Below are 11,517 nucleotides of genomic sequence, written 5' to 3' on the forward strand. Positions count from 1 at the left end.
ACCAACCGCCAATCCCCCCGCTCCGCCAGCTATGTGACGAGCGCTGCGCAGGGGGATTAGCTGTCACCGCGTGTTACACCACCAAATGGGACGTGATCAAAAAGAAAGGCACCCCCTAGTCTATCGGTAACCACACCGGCCAACCAAGCCGCTCAAATTCGCTCTGTAGACGTTCTTCAATTGAGTAAGCACCAATTAAGCGGCCACGCGACCTAAACCTCTGAAAAAACGGCGGCTCCAGCCTCAAAAAAGCGCACGGACACACTCAATTCTTCAGGCTGCAAGGCCCCATAGCGCAAATGGCTTTGCCTAGATAAGAATGCTGTTGCATATTGGTCAAATAGTTGGGCCGCCAAGAATTGGCACCATGTGCGTTCGTGTTTTAGGATTGGGTTGGGCAAACTAATATGGCCGATGAAAAAGATGAAGATATCTGGGCTCGGGTGCGCGATGAAGCGCAAATCAGTGAGTCTGCTAAGCGCATCGCCAAAGCCGCCCAACGCATGAAACAACTTGAAACCGAGGAAGAAGTTAGCCGCCTCGCACCCATCGAAATTGCCGAAGCTGCAGGCGGGGCGCTTGAACCCAGCGCACCTAAAGAGCCTGTAGATACAAGCGCTAAGATGAAGTGGGAAACCGCGACGGAAGAGCCTGATGGCTCTGCCCCGATCAAGCGTCGCCCGAAGAGCAAGCAGGCCCCTACCCTGCTTTACGGTTCAATCGGCCTCGCCCTCATCTGGGTGGCAGGCGTTGGGGCCTATATTTTCGAGAATATCGCGACCTTGGGGGCGAGTGACGCCACCCTTCTGCTCAGTCTGGCTGTTTTGCTATTTGGCCCGGCCTTTTCGCTGCTCGCCGGTCTGATGGGGGAAAGCATTGCGAAGTCCAATCGGGAATCGCGGCAATTGATGGCGGCTGTCCGTCGCCTGCTGTTGCCAAGCAACTTGGCCGAAGGCGCGATCCGCACGACCGCTCAAGCGGTAGAGGGTGAAATAAATCGATTGGAAGGCGCGCTTGGCCAAGTGGCAGAGCGCTTGGCCCAAATCGAAGGCCAAGTAGAGCGGCGCACATTGGCCCTCAATGAAGCCGGCCAAGCCGCGCGCGGCAGTGCCGATAGCCTCGCCCAAACCATGGAACAAGAGCGAGAACGCCTCGACAGCTTGCTCGCTGCCCTCGCAGAAATGACGGCCAATGCCGCCACTACAACCCAAGTCGCGACCGAAGGGCTGGACCTGCGGGCCAACCGCTTGACCGAGGCCGCGCAAGGTCTCGCCACCCAGTCTACGCAAGCGTCGGAACTAGCCATTGGCGCGGCTGAGCGCTTGGATCAGGCGGCCCAGCGCGCAGCTTCGGCGATTACGGAATTGGATCAAGCCGCTGCTAAGGGCGAATCCGCTCTCGCCCGTGCCCATGATTTGATGGTTTTGGCGCGGTTACGGGCAGATGAGGCGGTCGGCAGTGTCGATGGTGCCGTACAATCCTTGAACAGTGCTGCGCAGACAGCCAGTGACTCCGCGATGCACGCTGCCAATACGATCACCGGAAAGACCCAAGAAGCTCGCGACATGAGTCTTGCGACCTTGGAAGATGTGCGTGCCGCGGCTGAAGCCAATGCGCGTCTGGCGGCGGAGTCCTTGCGTGCCGAAGCCGCCGCTGCCCGCCTTGCCGGGGAAGAAACCATGGCGGCTTTGCGCGCCAGCAGCGAGGCCATCCGCCAAGCCGCCGAGGAGGCGCGCCGCCGCGCTTCTGAACAGGAAACCGAAAACCAGCATCGCTTGGATTCGGCCAGGCAGACTGCCTTTGAAGTCAGCAAAGAGGCCGATCAATTCATGTCCGGCCGCTTGAAAGATGCACAAGCCATGATTGAGCAATCGGCCGGATTGTTGGATCAAACCGGGGCCCGCATTCAAGAGCGCTTCTCGGCACTCGCTGCTGCTTGTGGCGACCAAGCACGCTCGGTGGAAGACATTCTCGACGGCCTTGACCGTCGCTTGTCGAACTTGCCTCAAGAAGCCGATACACGTGCCCGTGTGATCGAAGACGCGCTAAACGAAACCTTGAGCCGCCTAAATGCCGCCGGACGCCGCGCCGCAGAAGAAACCGCCGCATTGGACGAGGCTTTCCAAGTTCGCCTGCGTGATTCGTATTCAGCGCTGGGCGAAGTGGTACAACGCTTAGGTGGCCTGTCAGGGGTCCTAGCCCCTATCCCAGTTGCCCCTATTCTGGCCCAACCGGTTGCCGTAGCGCCACCGCCGCCGCCGCCACCGCCTCCTCCGCCGCCTCCGCCGCCTCCACCTCCTCCGCCTCCTCCTCCGCCGCCTGCACCTCCTCCGCCTCCTCCGCCGCCTCCGCCGCCTCCGCCGCCAGAGCCGGAGCCGGTGCCGGAACCAACGCCGATTGTGACCGTATTGGAGGAGGTTGCCGAGCCTGAGAGCGCTTTGTTCGCGCCCTTTACCGACACTGAGATTGCGCAACCTGAAGCACCTCTCAACACGCCACTTAAGGGCCGCTTAGCCATTTCCAGCCCCATCCCGGTTGAGGATGATCCGTTTGCAGACTTGCAGATAGATCGCGCCGGTGCGCCTGCTGGTGCTCAAGCTGGCGCCTGGAGCTGGAAGCAAGTGCTATCCAGCCTCGATTCTAAAGGCCCAAACCCGGACAATCAGCGCATTATGGCCCTATTGAGCGAGCTAGATTTAGAGGGCACGATTGACGATTCTTTGCTGGACCGGCTGCGCGCTATGGCCAGCCGTTCGCGCGATCAAGCCCGTCGTGGAACACGCGAAGCTGTCACCAATGCGGTTAAGGCCATGCGCCTTAAGCTGACGATGGATGCAGACCTGCGGGCCCTTGTGGTGCGCTTTGTTGAAGCAAGGCGGGAGGCGGCCGCGCGCGGCCGCCTCAATGGCCACGAGGCGCGAATTTATTTGGTTGCGGACGCCGCTTTCGAAGCATAGTCGGCATTCGCCTCTATCACGGCCCATTGCATGGCCTTGATCGCAAAGCTTCGGGTGGCTTGCTCTAAAGCGCGGGCCGGTTGCGTCACGTCGCCACGCGCGGCTATGGCTTCACCGACTATGACCTTTGAAGCCAAGGGCTTACCGGAATACACATCAATCAGGCGCGCGGTGGCTTCGATGCGCGCCGTACCCTTGGTCCGCCCTTGAGGTTCTGTGACTTGGAAGTCGCTGACATCGAAATGGAGCTCATAATCAGGTCGAGCAATGGTTACAGCCCGAACCGCTGCACGGGTAGAGCCCGCCAAGTCAAACGTTTCTAGTACCACGTTTTGAATCGACAGCGGCGCGGACGCCGAAAATCTCAAACCGTCCACATACGCAAACGTGCGGTCTTTGCGTATGACAGCAATTTGGTTGCCCAACAAAATCGCTGGCATAGTGGGCACACCAATCCCGACGGTGAATGGGTATTGTTGGGCTTGTAGTGGCACAGTCGGGTCCGCCCGCATCGCCACGACGGCGGGGGGCTTACCAGGCTTTGGCAACAGGGTGATACAGCCTGCCAGTGGCGTGGTCAGCATGGCGACGGCAATAAGAAGGCCGAGACTTTTGGTCGGTTTCATTTTTTCCACTTTACTGTCGCGTTGGCAGGACGGTTAACGATATCCAGCGGATTCTGGCTGACTTGTTGGCCCAAAGCATCAAATGTCATGGACGTATTGCGCACTTCTTGAGCAGCACGGCTCATGTCAGGCAAGGTTTGGTCTGCGCCGATTTTAAAGAAGCGATCAATCGAAACAACTGCGCGATTGGTATTGTCTGCGACGGCCCCAAATTGGTTCGTAGCAACCCGCATGGCCACCGCGGTTTGGTTGAACTCCTGCAAGGTCGTTTGGGCTTCCGTCAAGGCTTCCATGGTTTTCGCCAAGGTCAATTCTGCGCCGCCGGACAAGGAATTGGCATCCTCACTTAGGCCATCAACCAGAAGGCGGCTAGAACTGACCAAGGCCAAGGATTCTTGGCTCAAGGTATTGGATTGCGTCATTAGATTTTTGCCCAAGCCGTCATAGGTCGCCGCTGTAACGGTAGCTTGGTCGGTAAATCTGCGGGCGGACTGGGCAAACAAAGTTGCCTCCTCCGTGGTTTCACGGAAGGTCTCCGCCGCTAAACTAGCCTCGCGCAATGTCTTAGAGAAATTTGCGATGTTTTCTGCGTCGAGCAACTTATTGAGGCGCGCTACTGCTTCAAGCGAGGTTGAAATCACCCCTTCCCCATCCTCAAGCAAGCGGTCCAATTGCCCGCGCTGGCTGGTGATGATCGGGGGGCTTTGGCCCATACGGGCGAACATGCGCTTTGCTCCATCAGAGCCAGCTAGAATTTGAATATAGGTCGAGCCGGTTAGGCCTGAGGGTTCAAGCTGGGCGATGGAATCTGTCTTGACGGGCGTTGTGCTTTGCACGCGAATACGCGCGACAACGTCTTTCGGGTTTTGCTCACTCAAGCGCAGATCGGTGACTTCACCGACCTTAATGCCGTTAAAGCGGACTTCGCCGCCAATTTCGAGCCCGCGTACAGGTCCTTCAAAGACAACGTCGTATTGCGACCCTTGGCGATTGACGCCGGAATTGCCCATCCAGACTGTAAAGATGATGGCCGCGATGATGCTCAAGATCGTGAACAATCCGATCATGACGTAATTGGCCTTAGTTTCCATCTTCTCCTCCTGATTTGGCCATTCAGCCTAAGGCGGCCCGGCCACGCGGCCCGCCAAAGTATTCCGATAACCAACCCGTCGCATGTTCGCGCAAATGGTCCAATGGACCGATAGCGATAACTTTACCCTCTGCCAATGCCGCAACCCGATCACAAGCGTCTCTTAGCGTATCTAGATCGTGCGTGATCAAGAAGACGGTAAGCCCTAGGGTCTCCTTCAATTCATTGACCAAAGCGTCAAACTTGCCTGCGGTGATCGGGTCGAGGCCAGCTGTGGGCTCATCTAAAAAGAGAATATCAGGATCCAGCGCAATCGCACGCGCGAGGGCGGCCCGCTTGCGCATGCCACCGGAAAGTTCAGACGGCAATTTGTCAGCCGAAGAAGCTGGCAGACCCGCCATCAAAATCTTCAGGTCTGCGATCTCAAGGCGCAGCTTTGGCGGCAGATCGGTATGTTCCGTCAGGGGTACCATTACATTTTCACGCACCGTCAGGTTTGAGAACAAAGCACCATCTTGGAACATCACGCCCCAGCGCGCGTCGAGCGCTTTGCGTTCTGCAGGGTCATCGGACCACACATCATGGCCTAGCACCATGATTTTGCCTTCCGATGGTGGCCGCAAGCCAATGATGGCCCGCATCAAGACCGACTTGCCCGTTCCCGAACCACCAACGATGCCAATGGTTTCGCCTCGCAGGACATCGAGATCAAGATGCTCATGAATTACAACCGGTCCAAAGCGATTGCCAATCCCGCGCAACCGGATCGCCACTTCCTCATCGGGTATGTCCAAAATGGGGGTGAGAGCATCGGCGGGGTTCATATACCAAGCTCCATATAGATCAGGGCAAAGATGGCTTCGACCACAATCACCATAAACAAAGCCTGCACCACAGATGCGGTTGTCCTTTGGCCCAGCGAAATCACGTCGCTTTCCACATTCAGGCCCTGCCGACAGCCAATAATTGCAATGATAAAGGCAAAGACGGGTGCCTTGCCCATACCGGCCCAAAACTGATCCACGCCCACATTGTCGTTCAATCGATTGAAAAACAGGGTTGGGCTTATATCCAACGTGACCATGGTCACAATCGCCCCACCGGCGATACCGGCAATCATGGCCAAAAAGGTCAAGATCGGGAACATTACCAAGAGCGCGATGACACGCGGCACCACCAGCATTTCCATCGGGCTCATGCCCAAAATACGCATGGCATCAATCTCTTGGGTCATTTTCATAGAGCCGATTTGAGCCGTAAACGAAGAGTCTGATCGCCCGGCTAAAATAATCGCTGTAATCAGCACGCCAAATTCACGCAGGATGGCAAACCCTACCAGCTCAATGGTGAACACCGAGGCGCCAAAATCTTGCAAGATGGTCTTGCCCAAAAAGGCGATAACCGCACCGATGAAAAACGACAGCGTCATCACAATCGGCACAGCATTCAGGCCGGCGCTTTCAGCAACTGCAAACGTGGGCAACCAGCGCACGCGGCTTGGCTGGGCAATTGCCTTGCCGCAGGCGACAACAGTCTCCCCAAAAAATCCAATCGTATCAATTGACTCTTCATAAACTTGGATCATGCCGCGGCCAACGCGTTCGAGCAATTGTCGCCACAAGGCCACGGGCTCTGGCTGGGCGTCGCACCCAGAAGCGAACTTCCGGACTTCTGCCAACATGCGGCCGGCTACGGGATGTTTGCCGATCATTTGTGCCGGTTCATCAACGGATGATTGTAGCGCCTTTTCGATAACATAAGCACCGGCGGTATCAAGGTCCATCAAGCCGCTGACGTCGACAATAGCCGGGCGATCTTCAACAAGATCACGGACTGGACGCAATTCTGCATCGATCAGCCCGATCGTATGGATTGTCCAATCCCCCGTCACCCGAAGTATTGGCGCAGGTCCGCTACGATCAATCGCAAACTGGGCCTCCTGTTCGGGCAAGAAATGGCCTTCCTGGCTAAAATCCTGTTTGACCACCTGAATAGGCGGTAGCGCGGTCTGTTACGAATCGTTGTGCACATGGGGCACAGCAAAGTCTAGCTTAGTGCCTAGACCGTTGTTGGAAAAGGGCCTTACCCGCATTTACAAATGACATGCTGTGACTGGAATGTCTCATGTGTATGCGCTTCGCAAAGCCAATAAAAGCGTTTAAGAAGTGGCATGAAGTTTCATATCCAGCAAGAAGTGTGGCCCCTCAAAGGCATTTTCAGGATCGCCCGGGGTGCGCGCACACAGGCGAAAATTGTCTCCATTCGGCTAGAGCATAACGGCTTCGTCGGGCAAGGTGAATGCGTGCCCTATGCCCGTTATGAGGAAGACTGCGACAGCGTGATGGTGCAATTGGAAGCCGTCCGGGTTCACGTCGAAGCGGGCATTGATATTGAAGGCTGCCAAAGCCTTTTGCCCGCTGGGGCTGCGCGAAACGCCTTGGATTGCGCGCTATGGGACTTAAAGGCCAAGACTCTCAACCAACCGGTTTGGAAGATAGCAGGTTTGCCTGAACCCAAACCCTTGGTGACCGCTTTCACCATCTCGCTCGATACACCAGAGGCGATGACACAAGCAGCGCTGGCAGCTAAAGGCCGACCGATTTTGAAGGTCAAGATTGGTGGGGAGCAAGACTTGAATTGTGTGCGCGCTGTGGCAAAGGCCCGGCCAGATGCGCGCTTAATCGTCGATGCTAATGAAGGCATGCAACCTGATACTTTGCCTGGCCTTTTAGAAGAGGCTCGCAGCCTGAACATTGATGTGGTCGAACAGCCCTTTGCCGCCAGCAAGGATTCCCGATTAGGCCAAGTCGCGGCACCCATAGCCATTTGCGCCGACGAAAGCTTTCACACCAGCGCCGACATCGAACTTCTGGTCCAAAATTATGATGCCGTAAACGTCAAACTCGACAAGACCGGTGGCTTCACCGAGGCCCTAAAATCTATTCGAGAGGCGCGGGCAGCAGGCCTGAAGGTCATGATGGGCTGTATGGTTGGTACCAGTCTGGTGACCGCCCCGGCGGTCTTGCTTGCGCAATTAGCCGATTGGGTTGATCTGGACGGACCGCTCTTGCTCGATCAAGATCGTGACCCCGGTCTCGTTTATGACGGCTCTATCCTACATCCACCCAGCCGAGATCTATGGGGCTAGACCGTTTATTTGCCGCCTTAATATAGGAAGAAGTTCGATGTCACTCGCTCCAGAAACGTTCTTTGCCCATACCTATTTTGAAGCGCGCGACAAGTTTCTAAGCGCTGCCGCAGCCGTCGGGGCGCACGTCGAAACCCATGTTATGTCCCATGCCAAAGGACCAGGCGGGCGCGAAATTGCGATGGACTGCGCCGTCCTTGGCCCCGAAGATGCAAATGCAGCCCTTGTGGTGATCTCTGGCACGCATGGACCAGAAGGCTATTGCGGCTCTGGCGTGCAAGTAGGGCTATTGGCAACTGGTTTGGCACAAGATTGGGCGCAAAAGTTTCGGGTTGTTTTGATCCATGCCCATAATCCGTATGGCTTTTCGTGGGATAGCCGCTTCAATGAGGACAATATCGACCTCAATCGCAACTACCTCAAAAGCTTTGACCCGCCTTTGCCTGCCAACCCCGACTATGACCTTTTGGCGCCTTGGGCAGCACCAGCGGCCCGCGATGACGCGAGCTTGCAAGAAGCACAAGGCAAATTGCTCGCCTTTGCAGGTGAGCATGGGTTCCCAGCCCTACAGGCAGCCCTGACGGGAGGGCAGTATAACCACCCCAAAGGCGTCTATTATGGTGGTATCGCGCCGTCTTGGTCGAACCAGACCATCCATAAGATCTTAAAGGCGCATTGTGTTGGCCTTGAACAAGTCGTGACAATCGACATGCATACCGGGCTTGGCCCCTTTGGCGTCGGCGAGATCATCACCGAAGCCGCCCCATCTAGCGACCATTACCAGCGTCAAGCGGCCATTTGGGGCGATGAAATCCGTTCGACCAAGGATGGCAGCTCCGTCTCGGCCGACTTGTCTGGGACGATGGATGCCGCCTTGGTTCGCGTTTTAGACCCCTCGTGGAGCGCCTGTATCGCCATTGAGTTTGGTACCGTTGACACAATGAGTGTGTTTATGGCGACCCAAGCTGCCTGCTGGCTGCACTGCTATGGCGATCCATCAGGCCCTGAAGCTTGTCAAATCCAAGCCGATAGCCGCGCGGCCTTTTATCCTGAGACCGATGAGTGGAAAAACATGGTTTGGACGCGTAGCTTGGATGTAATTGGTCGGGCGGCCGCTTACTTGATCTGATCTTCCGGCGGCAACCTGAGAGTTGGCTGACGCGGCGATAAGAGTAGCGAAATCAGAATAAGGCCAATCGTGGCCAAAATCACGCCACTCCAATAGCCACCAGAGCTGAACTGGTCATAGAGGGTGCCAGCCGCAATACTGGCTAGGCCCATGATGGGCGACATGATGAGGGCCGAGCCCAATTGTTGACCCGTTGCACGCTGGGCCAAGGGGATTTCTGCCTCAATCAAGCGCATGAACCCCATATGGGTCGCCGCAAATGTCAGAGCATGGAGGGCTTGCACTAGGAAGGTCACGCCTAAATCCGGTGTCTGGGCGAAAGCAGCCCAGCGAATGATGCTGGCAATGGCCCCCCAAAGGATCAAAGTCTCTGGCCGGAAATGGTTCAAGCGACTGGCCAAAAGTGCAAAAAATCCAATTTCAACAATGACACCAAACGCCCACAACATACCCACTTGCGAGCCTGAAAAACCCTGCTCGAGCCACAGCTTGCTGGAGAAGCCATAGTAAAAGGCATGCGCTGCTTGAATGAAACTGGCCGCAACGACAGCCAAAAGGAATGTTCTGCTTTTGAACAAGGTAAAGCTATCTAGTAACCGGGTGCCAAGCGGCGTGGCCGCGGGCTGGGCGATAGGCTCCGGGTGCAACCAAAAGCCACACGCCATGGTCGCTAAGCTGGCGATGATGAACCACGCATAGACGGCTTCAACGCTAAAGGCTTGGATGGTCGCCCCTGCCCCCAGATTGGCCAGAACGAACGCCGCCGATGCCGCCGCTCTCGCCCGACCATAAGGCCAGCGGCGCGAATTCGATGTGACGCGCATGACGCCGGCTTCGGCAAATGGCATCAAGCATTGAAACATGACACCGGTAGCAAAGCAGGCCAAAGCAATTGGCCAGAACGCACCTAGGAATGGAAAGCTAAGATATCCAAGTGCCAGCGCCGACGAGAACACAATCAGGGGAATCCGTCGGTCTCCGCGGCCTTCTGCCCAAGCGGCAACCAAGGGGCCAACGAGAATGCGACCAAAGCTGGACGAAGCAAGAATAACCCCGATTTGCGCGCCAGTTAGACCTTTCGTAGTCGCCAACCAAACAGGCAAATAGGGCATGATGGCCCCCAATGCGACATGGGCCAACATCATAAACAAGGTCATGCGTGCAATGGATGGCATAAGAAGGGCTTAGAGTGCTACGCGACTTGGCCGCAAGCCCCACTCGGCCCCTTTTTCACCGTGTTGGAGCCTCAGTTGCAGGAACGAGGCGCACCAATTCGCCATTGCGCTGACCTTTGTCGCGGAAATTGCGCATGGCGGTGGTCAACACATAGATATAGCCATCTGGCCCCTGCCGCACATCGCGCACCCGCACATCGCCTAAATCGATCCGCTCTTGGCCCAAAACTTTGCCGGCCTTGTCTAGGTCCACCCGGATCAAAGCGCCACGCCCTTGGTCCAGCCTAAGTCCACCAGCCAGCACATCCCCATCCCAGCCGCGATACTTCGAACTGCGCACAACTGTTAGGCCAGAAGGCGCAATGGCTGGCGACCAAACCGCAAGAGGATCAACCAGACCCGAGCCGCTTTGATTGGGGGTGATCGGGGTGCGGGCTGCTCCGTATTCGACGGCATAGGTGACCTTTGGCCAGCCATAATTCTGACCAGACTGGATAAGGTTCAACTCATCCCCACCTTGGCTGCCATGCTCGGTTGCATAAATGCGACCCGAAACAGGATCGCGCACCAGACCTTGGGAATTGCGGTGACCATAAGAATAAATCTCAGGCCGCGCGCCCGGCGTGTTTAGAAATGGATTGTCCTTTGGAATGGAGCCATCATCCTTGATCCGAATGATTTTACCCAAATGACTGCCTAGGTTCTGCGCCTGATTGCGGATAAAGCTGCCGTCCAACGAATTAGGCGGATTGCCCCCGTCGCCAATGCTGATCAACAAAGTCTGATCTGGCAACCAAGCAAAGCGCGAGCCATAGTGCTGAAAGCGTGGCTTGGCTGGTGTGACTTCAAAAATGGTCTGGACATCAGTTAAAGCTCGGCCTTCGAGCTTGGCGCGTACAATTCGGGTACGGTTCGCTGCTTCATCGCCGACTGAAAAGCTTAAGTAGATCAGTTTATTGCGGGAGAAATTGGGGTGCAGGGTCACATCCATGAGGCCGCCTTGACCGCCGACAGTGACCGCTGGCACACCTTTGATTTCTTCAGCCTCCAAGCTCCAGCTTGTATCGGCTTTGACATAGCGTAGCTTTCCCAGAAGCTCGGTCACCAAGAGGTCGCCATTGGGCAGAAAGGCCAAGCCCCAGGGTGCTTCTAGGTCCGCCACCATGGTTTGGGGGGTGACACTGACTGCAGCCGGAAGGGCAAGCGCTCGGGTCACCGGCGTGGGGCCTGGTACAATCGTCGTTTGCGCACTGATTGTCGTTTGCGCCAAAGCTGGGACCGCGACATTGGCCGCTAAAAGCGCGAAACCTGCAAGAGCCAAGCGAGCCTTACGAACCATCATGAGAGCCATCCTTCGGTCGTCACTTCAGCCCGTCCCATAGCTTGACGCGA

Annotated in this window: 9 protein-coding genes; 3 read left to right on the forward strand and 6 right to left on the reverse strand. The window is 56.4% G+C overall.

Features of this window, described 5'->3' with window-relative positions:
* Positions 1-407: 407 nt before the first annotated feature.
* The gene (locus ACIQ20_RS03600; protein WP_395777532.1) at positions 408-2,957 is read left to right on the forward strand and encodes a hypothetical protein; all 2,550 of its coding nucleotides are present in this window, start codon (positions 408-410) and stop codon (positions 2,955-2,957) included.
* Here ACIQ20_RS03600 and ACIQ20_RS03605 read toward each other — a convergent pair.
* The 4 genes from ACIQ20_RS03605 to ACIQ20_RS03620 are packed head-to-tail and all read right to left on the reverse strand — an operon-like array spanning position 2,924 to position 6,624.
* Positions 2,924-3,583 carry an ABC-type transport auxiliary lipoprotein family protein gene (locus tag ACIQ20_RS03605; protein WP_395777534.1) on the reverse strand — a complete coding sequence of 220 codons (660 nt, stop codon included), beginning with the start codon at positions 3,581-3,583 and terminating at the stop codon, positions 2,924-2,926. The two genes, ACIQ20_RS03600 and ACIQ20_RS03605, sit on opposite strands and share 34 nt — an antisense overlap.
* Positions 3,580-4,674: an MlaD family protein gene (locus tag ACIQ20_RS03610; RefSeq protein WP_395777536.1), complete on the reverse strand. Its 1,095-nt coding sequence runs from the start codon at positions 4,672-4,674 to the stop codon at positions 3,580-3,582. Before ACIQ20_RS03610 ends, ACIQ20_RS03605 begins: the two co-directional genes overlap by 4 nt.
* A gap of 22 nt (positions 4,675-4,696) precedes the next feature.
* Complete coding sequence (locus tag ACIQ20_RS03615) at positions 4,697-5,497, reverse strand: ABC transporter ATP-binding protein (protein WP_395777538.1); 801 nt, start codon at positions 5,495-5,497, stop codon at positions 4,697-4,699.
* A complete protein-coding gene (locus ACIQ20_RS03620) occupies positions 5,494-6,624 on the reverse strand; it encodes an ABC transporter permease (protein WP_395777540.1) in 1,131 nt (376 codons plus the stop codon). Before ACIQ20_RS03620 ends, ACIQ20_RS03615 begins: the two co-directional genes overlap by 4 nt.
* 219 nt (positions 6,625-6,843) lie before the next feature.
* On the opposite strand from ACIQ20_RS03620, the gene dgcA reads away from it, so the two are divergent.
* A complete protein-coding gene (gene dgcA / locus ACIQ20_RS03625; protein WP_395777542.1) occupies positions 6,844-7,821 on the forward strand; it encodes an N-acetyl-D-Glu racemase DgcA in 978 nt (325 codons plus the stop codon).
* Between the two features lie 37 nt (positions 7,822-7,858).
* Positions 7,859-8,950, forward strand: a complete 1,092-nt coding sequence (locus ACIQ20_RS03630; RefSeq protein WP_395777544.1) for a M14 family metallopeptidase — start codon at positions 7,859-7,861, stop codon at positions 8,948-8,950.
* On the opposite strand, the gene ACIQ20_RS03635 is transcribed toward ACIQ20_RS03630, so the two are convergent.
* Positions 8,938-10,125: an MFS transporter gene (locus tag ACIQ20_RS03635; RefSeq protein ID WP_395777546.1), complete on the reverse strand. Its 1,188-nt coding sequence runs from the start codon at positions 10,123-10,125 to the stop codon at positions 8,938-8,940. The two genes, ACIQ20_RS03630 and ACIQ20_RS03635, sit on opposite strands and share 13 nt — an antisense overlap.
* A gap of 55 nt (positions 10,126-10,180) precedes the next feature.
* A complete protein-coding gene (locus tag ACIQ20_RS03640; RefSeq protein ID WP_395777548.1) occupies positions 10,181-11,467 on the reverse strand; it encodes a PQQ-dependent sugar dehydrogenase in 1,287 nt (428 codons plus the stop codon).
* Between the last annotated feature and the right edge of the window lie 50 nt (positions 11,468-11,517).

It is taken from the genome of Aquidulcibacter sp. (assembly GCF_044346625.1).
Classification (GTDB): Bacteria; Pseudomonadota; Alphaproteobacteria; order Caulobacterales; family Aquidulcibacteraceae; genus Aquidulcibacter.

Excerpts from the sequence above, each read along its gene's own strand:
- dgcA (WP_395777542.1), top strand. The coding sequence starts at position 6,844 with ATGAAGTTTCATATCCAGCAAGAAGTGTGGCCCCTCAAAGGCATTTTC.
- ACIQ20_RS03600 (WP_395777532.1), top strand. The coding sequence starts at position 408 with ATGGCCGATGAAAAAGATGAAGATATCTGGGCTCGGGTGCGCGATGAA.
- ACIQ20_RS03605 (WP_395777534.1), bottom strand. The coding sequence starts at position 3,583 with ATGAAACCGACCAAAAGTCTCGGCCTTCTTATTGCCGTCGCCATGCTG.
- ACIQ20_RS03615 (WP_395777538.1), bottom strand. The coding sequence starts at position 5,497 with ATGAACCCCGCCGATGCTCTCACCCCCATTTTGGACATACCCGATGAG.
- ACIQ20_RS03640 (WP_395777548.1), bottom strand. The coding sequence starts at position 11,467 with ATGATGGTTCGTAAGGCTCGCTTGGCTCTTGCAGGTTTCGCGCTTTTA.
- ACIQ20_RS03610 (WP_395777536.1), bottom strand. The coding sequence starts at position 4,674 with ATGGAAACTAAGGCCAATTACGTCATGATCGGATTGTTCACGATCTTG.
- ACIQ20_RS03635 (WP_395777546.1), bottom strand. The coding sequence starts at position 10,125 with ATGCCATCCATTGCACGCATGACCTTGTTTATGATGTTGGCCCATGTC.
- ACIQ20_RS03630 (WP_395777544.1), top strand. The coding sequence starts at position 7,859 with ATGTCACTCGCTCCAGAAACGTTCTTTGCCCATACCTATTTTGAAGCG.